This is a genomic window from Mesorhizobium sp. FG116, from assembly GCF_057809835.1.
On the sequence record NZ_JBMDKS010000017.1, the window covers coordinates 1 to 22662 of the forward strand.

Here is a 22662-nt window from a genome sequence, read left to right on the forward strand (position 1 = left end):
AACCGGGGTCCCTTTTACATGAAAAAAAAGGGTCCCGATTCCGCGGTCATTGACAACATACCTGCTGATTTCGTGAATCGCGCCGAGAATCGCGTGTCCGAGCCGGGTGGCGTCTTCCTCGACGAACCCGGATACCGAGACGCTGAGGTCAACCGGCATCGAGGGTTCCGGACGTTCTTCGGGAGGGGAATCCGCCGCAGGTTGTTTAGTGTCCAAGTCGTCAGTCATAGAGATCAGCCCTATTCATATCGCCGCAGACGCAGTCCCAGATTGCGGCGGCGATCGCTGCTAGGATTCCGTTGTGGCACCCATAGTCATTTGCGCAACCTCATACCCGTGCTGGGCAAGCTGCTCGAAATCTCTGCTTTCCATTTTGGTGAGATGCGTGGGGTAGTTCAGACAATACTGGCACTCTTCGTCGGTAAGTCCGGCTAGTTCACCCGATGTTTTCGCGAACGTCCTCGCGGAAGTCCCGAGCCTGAAAAGGAAGCCTTTGATTTCACCTTGGGTGATTGCCTTCATCAGCATCCGCGATCGCAGCGCTCTGATCTGATCTCCCGTGACGTCAAGGAGGCGAGGGGAGGCCAACCTGCCTTTCATCATGCTTTTCAACATTCCGGCAGGAGGCCCAAGCGGCGCGGAGGCGTCGCTGACCATGAGGATATTGCAGCCTTGGAGACCATTCGCAGGCTTGTACAATGGCTCAAGAGCCATGTTTTCATATGCCCCGCCGTCCCAAAGACGCACCTTTGAGTGTCGCGGTTCACACTGACGCAAAGGAGCCTTGGTGGCCGGATCGGTCTGCCACCACCCGTCTCGAGGCAGCCGGAGCCGAAGCCCGCCGATCACGTACGGGACCGCCGCGGAGGCAGCCATTGCCTCGGCCACCAAAACGTCAGGGGAATAGTGGCGGCCGAACTGCCAGTCCCCCATCGAATCCCTTGTGAAGCGCCAGTTCTTTCCTGTTTCAAGGCACGTCGTGTTGATGTGCCAAACCGGACTTTCAGGAAGTTCAGCGAGCCGGGCCTTAATCTGCCATCGCTCGGTAATCAGCCAGGCAAGCACCCGTGCACGATGGCCGAGGACTCCGACATGGTGATGTAGGAGTCCTCGTGCACCCAGCGCCCGGAAGCTAAAGAGATCTCTCGATAAAAGCAGGTCCCTTACGTAAGGATAGGCGGTCTGTAGAAATTGCGATGACGAAGGCCAGATCCCTCCTGCGGAAGACAGAATGGCGCCCGTGAGCAGACTGCCGCCAGAAACTGTCGAGACCTGAGTCACCCGTTCGAGAAGACGCTGTTCGGCTAGAAACCTGAGCACGCCGAGATGGAAAACGGCCGCACGGAACCCCCCTCCGGAAAAAGCGAGGCCAATCCTCATTTTTTCGTGCGCTACCTCGCCGTCCATCACACCACCTTGCCGACGAGCATTCCCAATCCCTGCTCCCCTACGATCAACGACAAAGCCGGAAGGCCATCGAGGTCTGCGACAATTGACAGCTGACAGATCTGCTTCATGTCCGTGACGCTGGGTGTCACGGAGGCTCCCTTCGGATGCGAGTGCCACTCACCGATGTAACGCACCTGACCTCCGGATCGGCTTTGCGCCTCTTCGATGAGGCGCTGCAGGCCGCGTGTGCCGCGGACGAATTCCGTCCGCGTCCCGGCGCTGTCTGGAGGAGCCGCAAGGGCGTGAACTGCTGCGAGATACTTTGCCTCATAGTCGACTACACCGACAAGCGGACCGCCTGTCTCGCAAGGCAAGGCTCCATCGCGCCTTGCGACAAGATCGTAGTGCAGGCCTTCCGGAATAACGATGGTCCAACCGGAGATGGAACTCCTGATGGTAGATGGACAGACATTCTCGCAGCCGATGCCTCCTTCACTCTGCATCGACCAGACACGCAGTACGGGAACGTCGTCGCCCGACGCTTCAGCGAGGCCCGCCGCCAGAAGCCCCGAAAGGACGGCGATCGAGGAGGCCGGAATCTTATTGGTGAGTGCTCGGCATGCCCCTGTGTAGCGTAGCTGCTGGCCAGGCTGGAGGTGGTTCTTAAGGCCAGGATTCGCCAGGATTTCCCGAAGGTATACCGCCTCGATATCTCGTAGAGTCACCGACCTGTCCGCTGCCTCAGCCATTAAAACGGCCGAACGACCGTCGGGTGTGAAAAAGGCGCACATCCGGCGGGCTTGATACGGGCGGTCTGACAGCCACCGGGACACCGGAACGGAGGCCGAAGCGTCGAAGATGATGTCGGCGTGTTGAAACGCGTCGACGAGCGCGTCGCTTGGTTCACTGTCGAGGACGTTTTCCCGGATTGCTCGCGGCGCCGAGTCGGGGCGAATGAGTTCCAGCCGCGCAGCGAGGTTGCGCGCCTTTTGCAATCCGAAGTGCTCTCGCGTCAACGTATGTCGCGCAATATTGTGAGGGAGAAACGTATCGTTGTCGACCACCGTCCAGCGAAACAATCCTTCCCTGGACATGTATTCGGCGAGATGTGAGCCGAGTGAACCAGCACCGACGATCACTAACTCGCGAAGGTCGGAGCGCCTTCCGGCAATGATCGAGGCACCCTCCGCATTCATCTCCATGTGAACAGGTGCAACTTCAATCGGAAAGCCGTCCAGCCCGTCAGTGGTGATTTCGGGGAACATCAACGGCACGTAGCGCACCGCTTTTGCAGCGTCCGAACCGTTTCTGCTCAGAATCCCCAACGCCTCGCCAATCTTGCCCGGACTGGCGGCGGACAGAAAGGCCATTGGCCGTGACGCACCGATTTCCCCGGTATGCGGATGTATCTGGGGTACGCTTACCAGGATGCAGGTGATCCAGCGTATATCGTCATCGGTCTTGCCAGTACTAAGCCATTCGACGATCGATTGCTTCAAGGGCACGATAAGGTCGGTACTCCTTTCCGCCAACAGTTCCGCGAGCTGACCCAGTGTTCTGGGCGCCCTACGCATACGCTTCATCGCTTCTGGTGCGACGTCGAGGTGTAGGACATGCAAGTGCAGCTGTCCGTTGGCGCCCCGACCTTCGTGGGAGCCGGTTACGATCAGGAAACGCGGCGGTTCGTCGGCGGCCCAAATGCTCAGCTTGCCTTTCGCGCCCATCGCTTTGGCCGCATCCTGCGTAACGATGATCTCGTGGCTCCCGTCGTAAAGGAAGAAAGGATCGAAGGGCTGGTCGTCCCCATGAAGTTCGCCTTCGCAGGCCTTTGTGAACCAGACCTGGATTCGAGCCATGAGTTCGGAGGCCGTGTAGCCGCCACGGATGTCTTGCCACGGCCTGTCGTCCACGCAGAGGAGGCTCGGGAAGCCTTCCGGCACAAGATTCTGATGAGGAGTGTCCGGAAAGTCTGGCCGCCCAACGGCGATCAGGGGAGGAGCAGCGTTGCTGGGCACGAAGCAGACGGAAACCGCCTCGGTCGCGTTGATCGCGTAAACAGGGCGCTGCGGCACCCCAACATCGATCTCGAAAGTGACGATCTCGATCCCTTTCTCGGGCAACCTGCGACATTCAACCAGACGCGCGAAATCCGAACATGCCTTCGCGACATGGATCGCGAAGGCATGAGCAAGAGGGATGGCGAGGTCATCCGCACTGATCGGCTCGCTCGCTTCCGGCTGCCACATGCGTTAGCCTGCCCGTGTCGTGGCTGCCGACGCTACGCTGGCGACTGTCGCCGAAGCGGCCGTCACTATCGCCACCCCGGTCGCCGAGATTTTCAGCTTGATCGGCTTCGGTTTGAACTCCGTCGGCGTTTCCATCGTGACCTTGAACTGCCCGTTCGAGTCCTGGATGATCTTCTTGTAGTAGTTCGCGGCCTGTCGGTGCGGAGGTTGCTTGTCCTCGTCCTCAGGCGTTCCCTTCGCGGGAATAGGCCAGCTTGGAGAAACGATGATCTCCCGCTGGCGCGCGAGCTCCTCGAATAGCCATTTCACGTCTTCCACGGGTTCGGTGATGTCATCGCCTTTTTCAGGCGATAGGGACTTGTAGGAGCAATGGTGGAAGAGCTTCAGAACGTCCCAGTGCAAACGATGTTCGTTTCCATGTTTCCTGGACGTCCGGACGATCTGCGACAATGACTCGTGATCGATGTCGGCCCCCAAAAGGGCATAGCTTTCGCTCAGGCCCTCTCGTGCCGTCATCTGCACCACAATGGAGCATTCATTCCGGTCTTCAAGACCCCCATCGGTCCGCCAGGCGAACGGGCTATGGACGAAAAACTCTGCCTGTCCTGCGTCCGATTTTGAAAAACCTGGAACGAGTTCGCCGGCGTTGACGATGCAGTGGGCACGATCCTCTACGGTCAGGTCCCATTCGGCTAGGTACGCGGCGAGTCTCTCGGGCCGCGAGAAGACCTTAATGCCGTAGCCTTCTTTCAGGCGATGACGGGCCTCGGCCCGGATGGTCCAAGCATCACCTTCGAGGGAGGTCTCGGTGATCGCAGCCGCCGGCACCCAGAGTTCGTCGATCTTTACGCGGTCGTCTCCTTGCAGGATGCGGGCGTGGTCGAACCAGAAGAAGTCGCGTGCGCCGCAAATGTGATCGTCATCGAGATGAGTGAAGGCGACCACTCGGAACGATTCGCGGTCAGCATCGTCCAGTTCGTCGCGGAGCGCCTTCGGGAGGTCGATGCGTTTGTCGGCTGCGTCGTCCGCGACGCGCATGTTCGCGTAATCCATCAGGACCAAGTCGTCGTTGGCGAGGCGGATCAACGTGGTGTCAGCGTTCCCGAGGGGGAAGAACGTTAGATAGGCAGGCACGGTCTCATCCTTTGAAATAAGAGTGAAAGAGCCCAGGCTGTTCCTCCCCAAGTACAGCCTGTTTACGTTTCGTTCCCTTTGCGATTTCCCGGGCGCCGATGAAGCGCCCGGGGCCTTCTTGAGGCTCACCCGGTTTGTTCAAGCCGGGTGAGCAGACTTCGTATGTCGAATGAGCAATCTATCTTGACGCTGAGCGAGATTCAGTGACGCGTCAGGTTGTGACCGGGCCGGTGATGTTGCGTTTTATTTTTTAGCTGCAGCCGCTCGTAGCACCGCAGGTGTCGCACTTCTCGCAGGTGCCGTTGCGCACCATGGTGAAGTTCTGGCACTCCGAGCAGGAATTGCCGGTGTAGCCTTGCAACAGCGACTTAGCGCGGCGGTCGGCTGCGACCTTCTTGGCGTCGGCCGCTTCCTGGGCGGCGGCGTCGGTGAACAGCGCCTCGGTTTCGACTGCCTCGCTGGCTTCCTCGCGGGCGCGCTCCTCATAGTCACGCTTGAAGGCGACAGCCTCGTCGCTTGAAACCTCGGCTTTCAGCGCCGTGGCCGTTGCGGTGGCAAGCGACAACACGTTGCCGGCAAAGGCGGTGGGTGCGGCGCGGGCAGGGCGGTCGCCCGTGCCGGAGCCCGAACCACCGGCAAAACCCTTCGGCTCACTGGCTGCCGACACCAGCTTGACCGGCGAGACGCCGCGCGTCAGGCCCTTGGAGAAGGCGAATGCCTTGCCCTCGGTGATGCCCTTGCCGAGCGAGGTGTTGGAGAAGTCGGTATCGACATGGGCGAGGTCGTTGCGACCGAGATAGCTGATGGCGAGCTCGCGGAACACGTAGTCGATGATCGAGGTGGCGCTCTTGATGGCGTCGTTGCCCTGCACCATCCCGGCCGGCTCGAATTTTACGAAGGTGAACGCCTCGACATATTCCTCCAGCGGCACGCCGTATTGCAGGCCGAGCGAAATGGCGATGGCGAAGTTGTTCATCATGGCGCGGAAGGCAGCGCCTTCCTTGTGCATGTCGATGAAGATTTCGCCGAGCCGCCCGTCGTCGAACTCGCCGGTGCGCAGGTAGACCTTGTGGCCGCCGACGATAGCCTTCTGGGTGTAGCCCTTGCGGCGGTTCGGCAGCTTCTCGCGGTCGCGCACCACTTTTTCGACGATGCGCTCGATGATCTTCTCGGTGACCTGCACGGCCTTGGCGGCGGCAGGCGACGCGATCAGCGCCTCGACGGCATCGTCCTCGTCCTCCTCGTCATCGGCGATGAGCGAGGCGTTGAGCGGCTGCGACAGCTTGGAGCCGTCGCGGTAAAGGGCGTTGGCCTTGAGCGCCAGCTTCCACGACAGCATGTAGGCGTTCTTGGCGTCCTCGACGGTCGCCTCGTTCGGCATGTTGATGGTCTTGGAAATGGCGCCCGAGATGAAGGGCTGGGCTGCCGCCATCATGCGGATGTGGGACTCGACCGAGAGGTAGCGCTTGCCGATCTTGCCGCAGGGGTTGGCGCAATCGAACACCGGATAGTGCTCGACCTTGAGGAAGGGCGCGCCTTCCAGCGTCATCGCACCGCAGACATGGATGTTGGCGGCCTCGATTTCCTTGCGGGTGAAGCCCAGCGCCGGCAGCATTTCGAACGAGAAGTCGGAAAGCTGCTCGTCGGTGAAGCCGAAGGTTTCCTTCACCCAGTCGGCGCCGAGCGTCCACTGGTTGAACACGAACTTGATGTCGAAGGCCGACTTCAGCGCGGCGTTAAGGGCCGCGATCTTCTCGTCGGTGAAGCCTTTTGTCTTGAGCGTTGAAGGGTTTACGCCCGGCGCTTGATTCAGATTGCCATGGCCGACGGCATAGGCGTCGATCTCGGCGATCTGGCTTTCGGAATAGCCGAGCGAACGCAGCGCTTCCGGCACCGCGGCGTTGATGATCTTGAAGTAGCCGCCGCCGGCGAGCTTCTTGAACTTGACCAGCGCGAAATCGGGCTCGATGCCGGTGGTGTCGCAATCCATGACCAGGCCGATGGTGCCGGTCGGCGCGATGACGGTGGCCTGCGCGTTGCGGTAGCCATGCTCCTCGCCAAGCTCGATGGCGCGGTCCCATGCGGCCTTGGCGTGGGCGACGAGATCCTTCTGCCAGATGTGGTCGGCATTGAGCGGAACCGGATTGACCGCCAGCTTCTCGTAGCCGTCCTTCTCGCCATAGGCGGCGCGGCGGTGATTGCGCATGACACGCAGCATGTTCACGGCGTTGCGGTCGTAGTCCGGGAACGCGCCGAGTTCGGAGGCCATTTCCGCCGAGGTCGCGTAGGAAACGCCGGTCATGATGGCGGTGAGCGCGGCGCAGATTGCGCGGCCCTCGTCCGAGTCATAGGGTATGCCGGAGGTCATCAGGAGACCGCCGATATTGGCGTAGCCGAGGCCGAGCGTGCGGTACTCGTAGGACTGCTTGGCGATCTCCTTCGACGGGAACTGCGCCATCATCACGGAGACTTCGAGCACGATGGTCCACAGCCGCACCGAATGCTCGTAGGCGGCGATGTCGATGGTGCCGTCGGCGTTGCGGTAGGGCAGGAGATTGATCGAGGCGAGGTTGCAGGCCGTGTCGTCGAGGAACATGTATTCCGAGCACGGGTTGGAGCCGCGGATCGGACCGGCTGCCGGCGACGTGTGCCAGTCGTTCATCGTGGTGTTGAAGTGCAGGCCCGGATCAGCGGACGCCCATGCGGCATAGCCGATCTTCTCCCACAGGTCGCGCGCCTTCATGGTCTTCATGACGCGGCCGTCCTTGCGGGCGGTCAGGTTCCAGTCGCCATCCTGTTCGACGGCGCGCAGGAAGTCGTCCTTGAGCGAGACGGAATTGTTCGAATTCTGGCCGGAAACGGTGAGGTAGGCCTCCGAATCCCAGTCGGTGTCGTAGGTCTTGAACTCGATCGAGGTGTAGCCCTGGCGCGCGAACTGGATGACGCGCTGGACGTAGTTTTCCGGCACGGCGTCCTTCTTGGCCGCCTTGATCTCGCGCTTCAGCGCGGTGTTGATCGACGGGTCGAAGCAGTCGTCGTCCTGACCTTCGCAGTTGACGCAGGCCTTCATGATGGCATCGAGGTGCTTGCGCACGATCTTGGAGCCGGTGACGAGTGCTGCGACCTTCTGCTCTTCCTTCACCTTCCAGTCGATGAAGCTCTCGATATCGGGGTGGTCGGCATCGACGATGACCATCTTGGCGGCGCGGCGCGTGGTGCCGCCCGACTTGATGGCGCCGGCAGCGCGGTCGCCGATCTTGAGGAAGGACATCAGGCCGGACGAGCGGCCGCCGCCGGAAAGCTTCTCGCCTTCGCCGCGCAGCATGGAGAAGTTGGAGCCGGTACCGGAACCGTATTTGAACAGGCGCGCCTCGCGCACCCAAAGGTCCATGATGCCGCCTTCGTTGACGAGATCGTCCTGCACGCCCTGGATGAAGCAGGCATGCGGCTGCGGATGCTCATAGGCCGACTTGGACTTGGTCAGCTTGCCGGTGAAGGGATCGACGTAGAAATGGCCCTGGCCGGGGCCGTCGATGCCGTAGGCCCAGTGCAGGCCGGTGTTGAACCACTGCGGCGAGTTCGGCGCGACGCGCTGGGTGGCGAGCATATAGGCAAGCTCGTCGCGGAAGGTGCGGGCATCTTCCTCGGACTTGAAGTAGCCGCCCTTCCAGCCCCAGTACGCCCATGTGCCGGCCAGACGGTCGAAGACCTGGCGCGCATCGCGCTCGGAACCGAAGCGCTCGGCCTCGGGCAGCTTGGCAAGCTCGGCCTCGTCGGGCACAGAGCGCCACAGGAAGGAGGGAACGTCGTTTTCCTCGATCTTCTTCAGGCGCGCGGGAACGCCGGCCTTGCGGAAATACTTCTGCGCGAGGATGTCGGCGGCGACCTGGCTGAACTGGGTGGGCACGTCGATGTCGTCGAGGCGGAACACCACCGAGCCATCCGGGTTCTTGATCTCGGAGAGCGCCTTGCGGAATTCGATCTCCGCATAGGGAGATTGGCCCGCCTTGGTGAAGTGCCGTTCAATGCGCATCGTGTCCTGTCCCTTCGACTATATATAGCGCATTTTTCGCGAGGTTACCCCAACCTGCTCAAAAGCGCACGTCCGCCTATTCCGGTTGCGCTCTGGCGCACCCGGCTCTCCTTTTCACGCCGCCTCCGGTCCAGCTTGCCAAATTCCCTTCAGAACTCGGTGCCTGTAACCAGTGACGTCGCTGGTCCCTCAAAAACTGAAACTTGTTGCAAATCCCTCTGGGAGGGAAACTCACATTATCTAGCGTCGAACCTACCTGCAAACACTAAATATAGTGTTAACAGACAATTTATGCCAGTCCGACAATTCTCCTTTTTGCCACCCAAAACAGCCCCGAGCCCAATGCATCCGCCGGCCTCGTAAACGGGCGGCATGCGGGCAAAACGCACAAAATCCGGAAAAAAAGACCGGGCTCGAAACTTTCCGGTCACGCCCGCAACAGGAGCGCATGGCCCATAAAAAGCGACTCGGTTTGCGTCGTCAAGAGTTCGTTTCTGTAACTTTTATGACCCCAACATCTTGTGTGTCACTTATGTGGATAACGGGGAGAATTCGTCTGCGCGCGCTGATGCCTGTGCGTTGTCGAGCGAGCGGGTTCGTTTTCCGCTGCCAGTTGAATTCCAGCCAAGTGCGCCCAATTGAACGAGCGATAAGGAAAATTCAGTTCACCCGTGTTATCATCTGACTTATAGAGCGACCTGCGAAACGGCAGCAGGCAGCCGGAGAGACTTCGATGAACAGCATTGCCCGTCAAAACGTGATTGAGCCGGTCGATCCGATCTGGCGCTCCATACGCGACGAAGCGATGGAAGCGGTCAATCGCGACCCACTGCTGGCGGCGTTCCTCTATTCGGCCATTCTCAACCAGGAAAGCCTGGAAGACGCGGTGATACATCGCCTGGCGGAGCGGCTTGCGCACCAGGACATCGGCGCCGACCTTATCCGCCAGACCTTCGATGCGATGCTGCAGGACGATCCCCAGTGGTCGTCAATCGTGCGCGTCGACATCCAGGCCTATTACGACCGTGATCCGGCCTGCGACCGCTTTCTGATGCCGGTGCTTTATTTCAAGGGCTTTCACGCCATCCAGACGCACCGTCTTGCGCATTGGCTTTGGAAACGCGGCCGCAAGGATTTTGCGCTCTATCTGCAAAGCCGGTCGTCATCGGTGTTCCAGACCGACATCAACCCGGCTGCCCGCATCGGCAAGGGCGTGTTCCTCGACCACGCGACCGGCCTCGTCGTCGGCGAAACCGCCGTCATCGAGGACGATGTGTCGATCCTGCACGGCGTCACACTGGGCGGTACCGGCAAGGCTGGCGGCGACCGCCACCCGAAGATTCGCCGCGGCGTGCTGATCGGGGCAGGGGCCAAGATCCTCGGCAATATCGAGATCGGCCATTGCTCCAAGGTGGCTGCAGGTTCCGTCGTTCTGTCGCCCGTGCCTCACAACAAGACGGTCGCCGGCGTGCCGGCCCGTATCGTCGGCGAGACCGGCTGCGACGAGCCGTCACGCCAGATGGACCAGTTGTTGCCGTCGCAGGCGATGGACCACGTCGTTACCTTCGATATCTGAGTTTTCTCGATTGCGGGACCGCGCTTGAGGTTTCCACCGCTGCGGCTTTGCCTTTACAGTGCGGTGACCGCCGTGCCAGAAGCGCGTTCCTGAAAACAGCCGTTCCCGGAGAGATACCTTGAAACCCGACGAAATCCGTAAGCTCGACGCCTATTTCAAGCGCGTGTTCCAAAATCCGCGGCTTGAAGTGAAGGCCCGCCCGCGCAAGGACGATTCGGCAGAAGTCTATGTCGGCGACGAATTCCTCGGCATCGTGTTCAAGGACGAGGACGATGGCGACTACAATTTCTCGATGGCGATCCTCGACGTCGATCTCGCCTGAGCCGCAGGCGCTTACTGTTGCGCCGGCATTGCTGCCGGCGCTGCAGACGTCCTGGCCATCGTGGCTGCTTCCGTCACCACGGCCGCGTCCAGAGCCTGCCAATCGCCCAGGAACTCACTGGAAAAGCGGTAGGAGAGGCTGAGGCTGTCGCCCACGAGCACATCGCGCTCGCATGGGGCCAGCGATTCTTCCGCCCTTGCTCCGCTGAGGCAGCGCGCGACGAAGGGGTCGCGGCCGGGACGCTCGGCTACGGCCAGCACTTCGCCCAGATAGCCTGACTTTTCCGTGAAATCGTAAAAGGTGATGCCGGCAGGGCCCGGCACGCCTGGGCGCACGATGAGGGCGCTGTAGATCGGCGCGAAGCGCCCGCTCATGTCGCGCGACATCATCTGGTCCTCGAAGGCCATGAACAGGATGTTGCGGCTGCCGCGCGCATTGTTGAAGTCGTCCCTTGCCGCCTCGCTGTAGCCGTCCATCTGCGGATAGCGCATGTAGAGGTCGAGCCGCGAGGCGACACCGTCACGCCGCGCCTGTTCGAAACGGATCATGTTGGAGGGTGCGGCAATGACGTTGTTGCCGATGACGACCTCGCGCATCGTTGCATCGTCGGTGTGGCCGCCCATGGCGATCTCATGGCCAAACCATTTGCCGGCCAGCGTGATGACAACCGAGAGCAGCGCCATCGCAGCGAAAACGTAGAAGACTTTCAGCATCAGCGAGGAATCGACCACCCTGAATTCCGGTTCGGCCGTGACTGTCTTGGTCATTGCAATCCCTGACTGTCCCATAGCGGGACATGGCTTGCGGCAAGTGGCGGCACGGCTCTTGCATGCTGCCGTTAAACCGCGACTGTGCGGTTTCATGGTAAATGGAGAGTAAAGATGACCGCTTTGCAGTTGGGCGCCTTTGCATTTCTTGTCGGGCTGACGCTGTGCGGCCTCGCCGGCTCGATCATGGAACTGGTATCGGGGCGCAGGCTTGCCTTTGCGGCTCCCTATGTCACGCCTGCCCATGTCGCCCGTTCGCTGGCGATGACGGTAGCGGCAGGGCCTTTCATGCTGGTCAACGACGCGCTGGACGCACATCGCGAACAGCGCCTCTCCACCGCCGGCCTCGGTTCGTGCATGTGCACCGCCGTTATCTGGTTGATGGCGCTGGGCGTGGTGACGATCACCGTTGCATCGGTGGTGGCCTCCCTTCTAAGTTTGCCGGTGAATCTGCCGCGCTGAACTTTTCTGGGAGACCAAATGCCGATTTATGCCATCGACGGAGTGGAGCCGCGCTTCGAGGACAGGGACAGCAACTGGGTGGCTTCCGATGCCACCTTGATCGGCAACGTCACGCTGGGGCGCAATGTCGGCATCTGGTTCGGCACCGTCGTGCGCGGCGACAATGAAGAGATCAAAATCGGCGAAGACAGCAATGTGCAGGAACACACCATCATGCACACCGATCCGGGCTTTCCGCTGACGATCGGCAAAGGCTGCACCATCGGCCACCGGGCTATGCTGCATGGCTGCACGATTGGCGACAACAGCCTGATCGGCATGGGCGCGATCGTGCTGAACGGGGCAAAGATCGGCCGGAATTCACTCGTTGGAGCCGGCGCGCTGGTGACCGAGGGCAAGGAATTCCCCGACAATTCACTGATCGTCGGTTCGCCGGCCAAGGCCATACGGGCACTGGATGATGCCGCGGTGGAGCGATTGCGGAAATCCGCCGCCCACTATGTTGCCAACGGCAAGCGCTTCAAGGCCGGGTTGAAGCCCGCCTGAGACGGCCCACGGTTTTCTTGTCGATAAAATAGGTGGAGCCGGCCCGGGGACTGGGCCGGCTCCGTAAACCCGGTCGTTGGGGACGGGGAGGGTGGGGACTCGACCGGGTTTTCTGGTTGCGCCCTGCTAGCGGACGCTGGCGACCGCGTCGGCGCGGCCGTCATTGATGGTGACCCACGCACCGGAGTTCCGGTCGGACTGGCGCTTGAGATAGGTGTATTCGGTCTCGTCCCAGGTCAGCACCCTAGGCTCCAGATTGTCGAGGATGAAGTCGCCCATGCTGGTGTGGGCGGTGAGCACGGCATGGCCGTCGCCATTGGGCTGGCGCACCACGGTGACGAGCAGGTTGCCGGCGGGCACGCCCGCCTGCATCAGTTGGCGGCGCTTCTCGAGCACATAGTCTTCGCAATCGCCTTCGCCATTGGCGGGGAAGGACCAGACCTCTTCGCGACCCCACATTTCCATGTCGGTGCGCGGCGCGACGGAGGTGTTGACGGAGTTGTTGACGGAGACGATCCTGTCCCAGAGCGCGCGGGTGAGTTCAACCGGCGCCTGCTTCGGCGTCGCTTGCCTGCATTCCTGCGGAAAGCTCTGGCAGAATTCGTAATGGCCGACAGGCTGAGTGGTGCGCCCGCCAGTGGGCATGAAAGAAGCGCCGGCAAAAGCTGTTCCCCAACAGCCGAACTGCAGTGCTACTGCCGCAAGTAACGGCGCGCTCCACTTCTTGTTCATTGTTGTGTCTCCCCGTTTAAGGAGACAATGCCAGTTCCGGATTTATTTGACGCAAAAGGCCGAAGTAGATATTAAGTAAAACGTACCGAGACTTAATATAAAAATCTAAGAAAAACAGAATAGAATATTAAGCACATTTCGCTCGGATTTTATCGATCGAATTGACGCCTGTAGTTCCCGGTTCCGGCCGCCCGGCGTGGTGAAAAGAAGTCGTGAAAAGAATAGAGCGGCTCAATGAGCCGCTCTTTGCGTGTCCGCCGATTGACTGGGCAAATCTCAGGAGCGCGGCGAGTTGAATTCCGCGTCGAGCGTCTCGGGCCGCTGGATGACGGCGAATTCGATTGCCACGCCGTCTTCGAAATGGCGCACCACCTGGCCGCGCATGGTTCCAAGCGTGACCTGGATACCGATGGCCGGCTTGACCTCGATTTCGATTGCAGCACCTGACAGCGACAGGTCGATGATGCGGCACTGGTACTGACGGCCGTCCGTGAGTTGCAGGACGCTCATCGGATTTCGCGGAGCGACGCGCTCGTGGCGGCGATCTTCCGGCAGGTCGAGTTCGTGCTTGTTGGCAAGCCAGGTGAGCTGGGCGGCGAGCTTGTCGCGCTTGCGCTCCGAGGCGATCACCGTCATGGCGAAGCCGTCCTGCAAGGTGCGCGTGACGACGCCTTCGACGCGGCCGATATGATCGATATAGGCGATGATCTTTTCACCGGGTTCGCCGATGCGTTCGGCGCGCAGCGCCACGTTGCCGGGCGACATCTCGACAACCTGGCACGGATGCTCTGAGCGATCTTCCAGCATGAAACGCCCGTAAATCTTCACGCGGACGCGTTGAAAGTTACGCCTTTCAACCCTGGACGGTGCGTAGTCGACCGCCGCTGATCTCATCACTGCCTACACCCCGTTGGCCGTTGCGCGTTTGACGCGCGGATTTCACCGGGAACTCTAGGTAGTGAAGGTTAACAAACGGAAAAGCGCGGGGCGGATTTTTTAACGATTTGACCTATTCCTCGCGCCCGCCATCCAGCACGACGAGATGGCGGATGCGGCGCGCGCGCCCGTATTCGGTCAGCGTCTCAGCCGAATCCAGCTCGGTGGGCGCAAGTTCGGGTACGCTGATGGCGGGCCGGTTACCGAGGAAGAGGTTTTCCTTGTCCGGGTCGATAATGCGCACGGAATCGATTTGTGCGTCGATTATCGGGTCGACACCCAGCCAGAACGGCTTTTCGGCAGCCGTGATGACGCCGAGGCAACGCAGGTTTTCCGCGCCGCCGTCGAGCGGCAGCGCCAGCAGTTCGAATTCGACCGAGCGCCGGTTGCGGCTGAGGCCGGAATAGGTGACCAGCACCACCGACTGCTGGCGGAAGACGCCATCGACCAGGCGCGAGACCAGGCGCTGGTCCTTGCTGCGCCAGAGCGAGGGGAACGAGAAGCCTTTGAGCTCGCGGCCATAGGTTGCGCACAGCCTTGTGCCGGCGAGACGGAACACGGCTTCGCCGCGCGTGTCTTTTTCGAGGATGAAAGTATCGGCCAAAAGCGTCTTGATGTCGGCCGGCTCCACTTCGGTGCGTCGCGGAGCGGGACGTCCATCGCGCAGCCGGTTCCAATACTGGAACAGTCCGATCGATCCGTTCAGGTTCATTTTCGTTCCGCTCCGCGCAATCTGTCGCCTGATGTCCCATCGGTGAACAGAAGGTCGCCTTCCCGATGGACTACATGCTGCGCGCAGCACGATGCGTGCCAGTCCGGATCTGGCTTGTTCACGCCTCGGGGCCGTTAAGGTTAAAAAACGGTTTACATTGCCGGCCAAGTTCGAATGTGAAACATTGAAATCACTCCAGAAAGTCGGCTGGCCGCGAAAACGGCGACAGGCTTTCAGTCAAAAGTTCAGGGGAGCTGTGGGGGCTCGACAAGCCGTTCAAGGGCAACCTTGGACGGCTTTTCTTTGATTCGCGGTCCTTTGATTCGGCTTCGCGATTCGGTTTGTGTAACGGCGGGCAGTGCATTACATGGCCGGTTATGGACCCGACCCGAATGAATGAGCCGGAAGGCGCGGAAGATAGCGGCGAGGCGAGGCCTCGTGCCGCGCCGCCGCGCGAGCCGGTGTTCAACATGCCTGCCACGGTGGTGGGTGTGATGGCGCTGTGCACCGGCATCTTCCTGATCCAGAATTACCTGCTGGACGCGTACGGCCAACAGATGTTGCTGACCTATGCGGCCTTCATTCCGATCCGCTATTCGGGCCAGTACCAGATCGATGTCTGGGCCTTCACCAGCCCGTTTACCTACGCGCTTCTGCATGGTGGGTTCGCGCACCTGATCATCAATATGGTCTGGCTGGCCGCCTTCGGCTCGCCGCTGGAAAACCGCATCGGCGCTACGCGCTTCATTATCTTCTTCGCGGTGACGGGCCTCGCGGCGGCGGGGCTGTTCTACGTTATCCATCCAGACGGCCAGTCGCCGCTGGTGGGCGCTTCCGGCTCGATCTCCGGCATGATGGGAGCGGCGGCCCGCTTTGCCTTTCGCATCGACCGCTCGTCGGGCAAGGCGGCGTTTGCCGGCGCGCCGCTGCCGATGCGCGATGTGTTGCGATCACGCGGCACGATGACCTTCCTTGCCGTGTGGATGGTGGTCAATCTGGCGACAGGGCTGATCGGACTGGCGCCGGGCGATGAAAGCCAGATCGCCTGGGAGGCGCATATCGGCGGCTTTGCGGCCGGCTTCTTCGGGCTCAGGCTGTTCGAAAAACGGCCCCGGTAGCTCGCCTGAGACGGTTTTGCGCATATGTGCGCGGCGATAGTTGAAGATTGCTCCGGCCTTTGTTCCGGCCCGTTCGCCCGACACTTGAAATGCGAACACGCACAGCGCACCATGCTCCTGCAATCGTGACGTCGGCTGCGGCTCAGCCGGCCTAACGCAGAGGAGGACGCGATGACTGTAAAGGCAATTCTCGACAGAAAAGGCCACGACGTTTTTACGCTCGGCCCCAATGAGAAGCTTTCGGAAGCCATTCGCCTTCTGGCCGAACATCGGGTCGGCGCGCTCGTCATCACCAATGGCGACAACAAGATCGTCGGTATCCTCTCGGAGCGCGATATCGTGCGCGTGTTCGCCAAGGAAGGTGCGGCCGCATTCGACCTTGCGGTTCGAACGGCGATGACGCCGAAGGTCAAGATCTGCAACGAGAACCATACGGTCAACGAGCTGATGGAGATCATGACGGCAGGCCGTTTCCGCCACCTGCCGGTGGAAAAGGATGGCCTGCTTTACGGCATCATCTCGATTGGCGACGTGGTCAAGCGCCGCATTGAAGACGTCGAGCGCGAGGCGGAGGAAATCAGGGCCTATATCGCCACGGCCTAGGTTTCGGCTAAGGGATGGCGCCGGGTACCGTTCAGCGGTTTTCGGCGCGCCCGACCCTTGCCAGCCAGATAACCGGCAACAGCGCGATCAGGACGATCATCAGCGCCGAGATCGAGGCTTCCTCATAGGTGCCGCGCGCGGCCTCGCCATAGAGATGGGTGGCGAGCGTCTCCACGTTGAGCGGACGCAGAAGCAGGGTCGCCGGCAGTTCCTTGATACAATCGACGAAGACGAGCAGGCCGGATGCGGCAAGTGCTGTCTTCGAGAGCGGCAGGTGCACGCGTCTCAGCGTTCCCGAAGACGTTTCGCCAAGCATGCGCGAGACGTCATCGAGCGATTGCGGGATGCGGCTGAGGCCGGCGGCCATTGCGCCTGCCGATATGGCGAGGAACCGGGTCGAATAGGCGTAGAGCAGGGCAGCGCCTGAGCCAAGGAACAAAAGGCCGGTCGAAAAGCCGAGCCACGATGAAGCAATCTTGTCGGCAGTGCGGTCGAACGCACCCAGCGCGATCAAAAGGCCGAGCGCCACGACTGTTCCGGGCGCGGCGTAGCCTATGGTGGCAAGGCGATAGAACCATGCCGACCGCGCTCCGGGATGGAGCCTTGCCGCATAGGCCGCTGCCGATCCTAGCACGAGGGTGATGATGGTGGCCGCCGCCGAGAAAGATATCGTGTTGGACATGTTGGCGAGGAAGCGCGCCGGCAGGCCGGCGTAGTCAAGGCGCGCATAGGCTTCGACCGCTAGATGCGCGGCGGGCGCGATGAAGCCGACGAATACGGGAAGCAGGCAAAGGGCGAGAAGCAGAAGCCCCTTCGGTAGCGAAACATTTTGCCGTTCGATGCTGCCGCCACTGCGCTGGGCGTTGGGTGCGAAACGCTGCTTGCGGCGCGCATATTGTTCCGCTGCGACGATTGCGACCACGACGAACATCAGCGCCAGCGCCAGTTGCGACGCGCCGGGCAGGTCCGAGCGAGTGACCCATGTGGTGTAGATGGAAACCGTAAGGGTGCGGACGCCAAGGAATTCCGATGCACCGATGTCGTTCAGCGTTTCCATCAGCGCCAGGCTGACGCCGACGACGATTGCGGGGCGGGCGAGCGGCAGGGCGACGCGGCGGAACACGCCGTTTCGCGAGACGCCGAGCGTGCGCGACACTTCGATGAGGCTGGCCGGTTGGGTCAGGAACATCGCTCGGGTGGCGATATAGACGTACGGGTAAAGCACGAAACCGAGCAGCACGATGCAACCGGTCATGGAGCGGATGTCCGGCAAGCGGAATTCGCGCGGGCTGGAATAGCCGAGCAGCCAGCGCACCGCGCCCTGCACCGGGCCAATCGGGTGCAATATATCGAGATAGGCATAGGCGACGATGTAGGTCGGCACCGCAAGCGGCAAAAGCAGCGCCCATTCCATCGTGCGCCGTCCGGGAAATTCGTAGGCGGTCACCAGCCACGCCGCGCCCGTACCCATGCTGGCGACGAGGATGCCGACGCCGGCAAGCAGGATAACGGTATCGAGAAAGGCTTTTGGCAGCACGCTTGCCGCAAGGTGCGACCACAGCCCCTCTGAGCCTTGAACGGCTTCAAAAAGCAGGGCGAGGAAGGGCAAGCAGACCAGCGCAGCAGTCAGGGCCGCAAGCTTCAGCCAGTGGCTTGCCGCCGCCCGCTTCCTGCCTGCCGTATGGGTTGAAAGCGCCAAGGTCATCGCAAAAAGGGAGCGCCCTGCGGCACTCCCTTCTTCAGTTGGATCAGTTGTCGAAGCCGACCTTGTCGACCAGTTCGCTGGCCGCCTTGCGGTGGCTGACGATCTCTGCAAGCGGCTTGGAATCGATCTTCAGTTCGCCGAATTCGGCAATGATCGGATCGGCTGCAACGCCGGCGCGGACCGGATATTCGTAATTGGCTTCCGCGTAGATCTTCTGCGCATCTTCCGAAACGAGATATTCGAGCAGCTGCACGGCTTCGGCCTTGTTCGGGGCGTTCTTGGCAAGGGCCGCGCCCGAAATGTTCACGTGGGTGCCGTCGTCCTTGAAGGTGGGCAGCACGACCTTGATGGCGTCGCCCCACTGCTTCTGCTCGTCGCCGCCTTTGCCCGAGCGCATCAGGCCGACATAGTAGGAGTTGGCAATCGCGATGTCGCAGACGCCGCCGAGGATGTCCTTGGCGCCTTCACGGTCGCCGCCGGCGGCCTTGCGGGCGAGGTTGTCCTTGACGCCGGAAAGCCACTTTTCGGTTTCTTCCGCGCCGTAGTGGGCGAGGTGGTCGGCGAAAAGCGCGGTGTTGTAGGGATGCTGGCCAGAGCGGATGCAGATCTTGCCTTTCCACTTCGGATCGGAAAGGTCCTCATAGTTGAAAGCGGCCAGATCGACGTCCTTCGCGGCATAGAGAACGCGGGCACGCATGGAAAGCCCGACCCAATGCCCATTGGCATCGCGAAGCTGTTCAGGCACGGCGCTCTTCAGTGCATCGGATTCGATCGGCTGCGTGACGCCTTTCTCGACCAGATCGACGAGATTGCCGGCATCGACAGTCATGAGGATATCGGCTGGCGAGCTTTCGCCTTCCGAAGCGACGCGCTCGGCGAGGCCGTCCTTGAGGAATACGGTATTCACGGTGATGCCGGTGGAAGCCTTGAAGGAATCCAGCAGCGGCTGGATCAGGCCCGGTTCACGCGTGGTGTAAATGCTGACTTCGGCAGCCGATGCCATGGAGGCAACCGACACAAACGAAACTGCGGTGAACAACGTCTTGGTTAGCATGGCGTTGCGCATCATCTTTCTCCTGTTTGAGTGCCACGATGCAGCAACATTTATGAGTGTTAAGGTCAAGTTTTTTAATGGATGGCCGGCTGTCGATCACAAAAAGTTTATATCGCCAAACGAGCGTTCAGGCAGCGAACGCCAGAACCCGGCTGGAATCTATTGCGATGCCGAGGTGATCGCCGTCCGCAAAGGCCGGCTGCGTGGTGCGCATGATGAGCGCGCTGTCGCTTCCGGCGATCTCCAGTTCGATCTGTTCGATCTCGCCGCGAAAGCTGCGGCGCAGGATCCTGCCGGCTATTGCCGTCTTGTCTTGCGAGGGCGCGATGGCTTGCGGTCGGATGAAGGCGACGGCGCGGCTGCCATCGGCAAGGTCGAGCCGGCAGGGGAAGCGGCCAAGCGCTGTTTCAAGATGTCCGTTGCGATAGGTGGCTGGCACCTTGTTGAAGGAACAGAAGAATTCGGCCGCATAACGGTCCACCGGATGGTCGTGCAGTTCGCGCCCGGTGCCCGCCTGCACGATCAACCCGCTTTTCATAAGAACGACGCGGTCGCCGCATGAAAGCGCTTCTTCGGGATCGTGGGTGACGATGATGGCGGTGGTGCCGGTCTTGCGCAAAAGGTCGATCGTGTCCTGCCGGATGCGGTCGCGCAGGTCGCGGTCGAGATTGGAGAACGGTTCGTCCATCAGCAGCACGGAGGGCTTGGGCGCCAGCGCGCGGGCGAGCGCGACGCGCTGCTGTTCGCCGCCCGAAAGCATGTGCGGATAGCGTTTGCCAAGCGCCGCAAGACCGGTGAGGGCGAGGAGGTCGGCGACACGGCTGTGCGCTTCGGGCCGGTGCAGGCGGCGCAGGCCGAACAGGATGTTTTCCTCGACGCTCAAATGCGGGAACAGGGCATAGTCCTGGAAGACGAAGCCGATCTGGCGCTCCTCCGGCTCGACGAAGGTGTTTGGCCCGGCAAGTTCGACGCCGTTCAGTCGGATCGAACCGCGTTCGGCCCTGTCCAGCCCGGCGATAAGCCTCAGCAACGAGGATTTGCCGCAGCCCGAATGGCCGACGAGGCAGATGATTTCCTCGGGCGCGATGGCAAGGTCGAGCGGCCCGAGCGCGAATTCAACGCTGAAGCGGCGCGATGCGCCTGTGATCTGCAGCATGGGATCGGCGGGCAGGGGTCTGTCCAAGGTCGGTCTCCGCACTCGTTCAGTAAGGCCAGGCAAGCCTGTCATGGCAGTTTGCGCTTGTCTCGGCATGTGCTTTGCACTAGCCAAGACTGAAAATCACATCCTGCGTGAAGCTCACATTCTTATGTGAATTCCATATCGTCTATAGGCCCTCATGACCATCATCGATACCCGCACGCCTGACGCCAAGCGCCTGATCCCCGGTGCGACCGGAGATTGGGAAGTCATCATCGGCCTGGAAGTGCACGCGCAAGTGACGTCCGAGGCGAAGCTGTTCTCCGGCGCTTCGACATCTTTCGGCGCAGCTCCCAATGCAAACGTGTCGCTGGTGGATGCGGCGATGCCGGGCATGCTGCCGGTGATCAACGAGGAATGCGTGCGCCAGGCAATCCGCACTGGCCTCGGCCTGAAGGCGCAGATCAACCACAAATCGGTTTTCGACCGTAAGAACTACTTTTATCCGGACTTGCCGCAGGGCTACCAGATTTCGCAGTTCAAGCAGCCGATCGTCGGCGAAGGCACCGTCACCATCTCGGTCGGCCCGGACAAGAAGGGCGAGTTCGAGGACATCGAAGTGGGCGTCGAGCGCCTGCATCTGGAACAGGACGCCGGCAAGTCGATGCACGACCAGCATCCGACCATGTCCTATGTCGATCTGAACCGTTCCGGCGTGGCGCTGATGGAAATCGTGTCGAAGCCCGACATGCGTTCCGCCGACGAGGCCAAGGCCTATGTCACCAAGCTGCGCACCATCGTGCGCTATCTCGGCACTTGCGACGGCAATATGGACGAAGGCTCGATGCGCGCCGATGTCAACGTGTCGGTGCGCAAGCCGGGCGGTGAATTCGGCACGCGCTGCGAGATCAAGAACGTCAACTCGATCCGCTTCATCGGCCAGGCCATCGACTACGAGGCACGCCGCCAGATCGCCATTCTGGAAGACGGCGGCACGATCGATCAGGAAACGCGGTTGTTCGACGCCGTGAAGGGCGAGACGCGCTCGATGCGCTCCAAGGAAGAGGCGCACGACTACCGCTACTTCCCCGATCCAGACCTTCTGCCGCTCGAGTTCGACCAGGCCTATGTCGACGACCTCGCCAAGTACCTGCCGGAACTGCCAGACGACAAGAAAACGCGGCTGGTGGAGAAGCTCGGCCTGTCGGCCTACGATGCCTCGATCCTCGTGTCGGAAAAGGCGATTGCCGACTATTTCGAGAAGGTGGCGGTCGGCCGCGACGGCAAATCGGCCGCCAACTGGGTCATCAACGACTTGCTGGGCGCGTTGAACAAAAACGGCAAAGACATTGAGGAGACTCCGGTTTCGCCCGACCAGCTTGGCGGCATACTGGACCTCATCAAGGAAGGCACCATTTCCGGCAAGATCGCCAAGGACCTGTTCGAGATCGTCTGGAACGAGGGCGGCGACCCGCGCGAACTGGTGGAAAGCCGCGGCATGAAGCAGGTGACCGACACCGGCGCCATCGAAAAGGCGGTGGACGAGGTGATCGCCGCCAATCCGGACAAGGTCGAGCAGGCCAAGGCCAAGCCGACCATGGCCGGCTGGTTTGTCGGCCAGGTTATGAAGGCGACCGGCGGCAAGGCGAACCCGCAGGCGGTCAACGACCTGGTGAAGGCCAAGCTCGGCATCGAGTGATGTTTATCCGCACGGCAAGCGAGCGTGACCTCGAAGCGGTGAGGGCGCTTCTGGTCGAGACCTGGCACGCCACCTACGATCCGCTTTACGGGGCAGAGGGCGTCAACGAGATTTCCGAGCGCTGGCACTCTGTCGTCTGGCTGAAGCAGTTGATGCGGCGGCCGCGCTCGGAGTTCATCGTTGCCGATACGGGCTCCGAACTGGCCGGCATGGCCTATGCGGCGATCAAGGACAGCGACAGCGGCTTGGTCGAGGTGGAGGAGCTTGACGTTCGCCCTTCCATGCAGGGCAAGGGCGTCGGTCGCATGCTGCTTGCCGAACTGGAGGAGTCTTTCTGGGATTGCCGGCTGATGCGGCTGGAAGTCGAGGAAAAGAACGGCAAGGCGCTGGATTTCTACCGGTCCGGCGGCTTCGTGGAAGTGCAGCGGCGGCCGGCGACGAGAGTGGCAGGGGCAACCATCGTCACGCTGGAAAAGCCGCTTGGCTAAGC

Annotated in this window: 19 protein-coding genes; 8 read left to right on the plus strand and 11 right to left on the minus strand. The window is 61.2% G+C overall.

Annotated elements, in window-relative coordinates; genetic code table 11:
* Positions 1-288: 288 nt before the first annotated feature.
* The 4 genes from ACODTY_RS14220 to ACODTY_RS14235 form a co-directional block, all read right to left on the minus strand.
* Complete coding sequence (locus ACODTY_RS14220; RefSeq protein ID WP_488994908.1) at positions 289-1407, minus strand: patatin-like phospholipase family protein; 1119 nt, start codon at positions 1405-1407, stop codon at positions 289-291.
* Positions 1407-3635, minus strand: a complete 2229-nt coding sequence (gene cap2-3 / locus ACODTY_RS14225; RefSeq protein ID WP_488994909.1) for an anti-phage 6A-MBL system cap2_3 protein — start codon at positions 3633-3635, stop codon at positions 1407-1409. The genes ACODTY_RS14220 and cap2-3 overlap by 1 nt, the downstream gene beginning before the upstream one ends.
* Before the next feature lie 3 nt (positions 3636-3638).
* Positions 3639-4769: an anti-phage 6A-MBL system MBL-fold protein gene (mblB, locus tag ACODTY_RS14230; RefSeq protein WP_488994910.1), complete on the minus strand. Its 1131-nt coding sequence runs from the start codon at positions 4767-4769 to the stop codon at positions 3639-3641.
* A gap of 250 nt (positions 4770-5019) precedes the next feature.
* Entirely contained in the window at positions 5020-8802 is a 3783-nt protein-coding gene (locus tag ACODTY_RS14235; RefSeq protein ID WP_488994911.1) for a vitamin B12-dependent ribonucleotide reductase, read from the minus strand.
* A 733-nt stretch (positions 8803-9535) separates the two neighbouring features.
* On the opposite strand from ACODTY_RS14235, the gene cysE reads away from it, so the two are divergent.
* Together cysE and ACODTY_RS14245 are read left to right on the plus strand one after the other, a co-directional pair.
* A complete protein-coding gene (cysE, locus tag ACODTY_RS14240) occupies positions 9536-10378 on the plus strand; it encodes a serine O-acetyltransferase (RefSeq protein WP_488994912.1) in 843 nt (280 codons plus the stop codon).
* Positions 10379-10496: 118 nt separating this feature from the next.
* Positions 10497-10700 carry a DUF3126 family protein gene (locus ACODTY_RS14245; protein WP_488994913.1) on the plus strand — a complete coding sequence of 68 codons (204 nt, stop codon included), beginning with the start codon at positions 10497-10499 and terminating at the stop codon, positions 10698-10700.
* A gap of 11 nt (positions 10701-10711) precedes the next feature.
* Here ACODTY_RS14245 and ACODTY_RS14250 read toward each other — a convergent pair whose 3' ends face one another.
* Complete coding sequence (locus ACODTY_RS14250; protein WP_488994914.1) at positions 10712-11467, minus strand: hypothetical protein; 756 nt, start codon at positions 11465-11467, stop codon at positions 10712-10714.
* Positions 11468-11581: 114 nt separating this feature from the next.
* Here ACODTY_RS14250 and ACODTY_RS14255 point away from each other — a divergent pair, with 114 nt between their 5' ends.
* Positions 11582-11929 carry a DUF6949 family protein gene (locus tag ACODTY_RS14255; RefSeq protein ID WP_488994915.1) on the plus strand — a complete coding sequence of 116 codons (348 nt, stop codon included), beginning with the start codon at positions 11582-11584 and terminating at the stop codon, positions 11927-11929.
* Positions 11930-11947: 18 nt separating this feature from the next.
* Positions 11948-12475, plus strand: a complete 528-nt coding sequence (locus ACODTY_RS14260) for a gamma carbonic anhydrase family protein (protein WP_488994916.1) — start codon at positions 11948-11950, stop codon at positions 12473-12475.
* Between the two features lie 126 nt (positions 12476-12601).
* On the opposite strand, the gene ACODTY_RS14265 is transcribed toward ACODTY_RS14260, so the two are convergent.
* The 3 genes from ACODTY_RS14265 to ACODTY_RS14275 form a co-directional block, all read right to left on the minus strand.
* Positions 12602-13207 carry a transglutaminase-like cysteine peptidase gene (locus ACODTY_RS14265; protein ID WP_488994917.1) on the minus strand — a complete coding sequence of 202 codons (606 nt, stop codon included), beginning with the start codon at positions 13205-13207 and terminating at the stop codon, positions 12602-12604.
* A gap of 276 nt (positions 13208-13483) precedes the next feature.
* A complete protein-coding gene (locus tag ACODTY_RS14270; RefSeq protein ID WP_488994918.1) occupies positions 13484-14101 on the minus strand; it encodes a PilZ domain-containing protein in 618 nt (205 codons plus the stop codon).
* Positions 14102-14216: 115 nt separating this feature from the next.
* Positions 14217-14855 (minus strand): PAS domain-containing protein, encoded by a 639-nt coding sequence (locus ACODTY_RS14275; RefSeq protein ID WP_488994919.1) that lies wholly within the window; start codon positions 14853-14855, stop codon positions 14217-14219.
* A gap of 392 nt (positions 14856-15247) precedes the next feature.
* Here ACODTY_RS14275 and ACODTY_RS14280 point away from each other — a divergent pair, with 392 nt between their 5' ends.
* Together ACODTY_RS14280 and ACODTY_RS14285 are read left to right on the plus strand one after the other, a co-directional pair.
* Positions 15248-15973 (plus strand): rhomboid family intramembrane serine protease, encoded by a 726-nt coding sequence (locus ACODTY_RS14280; protein WP_488994920.1) that lies wholly within the window; start codon positions 15248-15250, stop codon positions 15971-15973.
* A gap of 171 nt (positions 15974-16144) precedes the next feature.
* Positions 16145-16576, plus strand: coding sequence for a CBS domain-containing protein (locus tag ACODTY_RS14285; protein WP_488994921.1), 432 nt, complete (start codon positions 16145-16147; stop codon positions 16574-16576).
* A 31-nt stretch (positions 16577-16607) separates the two neighbouring features.
* On the opposite strand, the gene ACODTY_RS14290 is transcribed toward ACODTY_RS14285, so the two are convergent.
* From ACODTY_RS14290 to ACODTY_RS14300, 3 genes are all read right to left on the minus strand, one after another.
* Complete coding sequence (locus tag ACODTY_RS14290) at positions 16608-18281, minus strand: ABC transporter permease (protein ID WP_488994922.1); 1674 nt, start codon at positions 18279-18281, stop codon at positions 16608-16610.
* A gap of 43 nt (positions 18282-18324) precedes the next feature.
* Entirely contained in the window at positions 18325-19335 is a 1011-nt protein-coding gene (locus ACODTY_RS14295) for an extracellular solute-binding protein (RefSeq protein WP_488995009.1), read from the minus strand.
* Positions 19336-19462: 127 nt separating this feature from the next.
* On the minus strand, positions 19463-20506 hold the full coding sequence (locus tag ACODTY_RS14300; protein ID WP_488995010.1) for an ABC transporter ATP-binding protein: 1044 nt from the start codon (positions 20504-20506) through the stop codon (positions 19463-19465).
* Between the two features lie 166 nt (positions 20507-20672).
* Here ACODTY_RS14300 and gatB point away from each other — a divergent pair, with 166 nt between their 5' ends.
* Both gatB and ACODTY_RS14310 read left to right on the plus strand, forming a co-directional pair.
* Positions 20673-22172 carry an Asp-tRNA(Asn)/Glu-tRNA(Gln) amidotransferase subunit GatB gene (gatB, locus tag ACODTY_RS14305; RefSeq protein ID WP_488994923.1) on the plus strand — a complete coding sequence of 500 codons (1500 nt, stop codon included), beginning with the start codon at positions 20673-20675 and terminating at the stop codon, positions 22170-22172.
* On the plus strand, positions 22169-22660 hold the full coding sequence (locus ACODTY_RS14310) for a GNAT family N-acetyltransferase (RefSeq protein ID WP_488994924.1): 492 nt from the start codon (positions 22169-22171) through the stop codon (positions 22658-22660). Before gatB ends, ACODTY_RS14310 begins: the two co-directional genes overlap by 4 nt.
* The last annotated feature ends 2 nt before the right edge of the window (positions 22661-22662 follow it).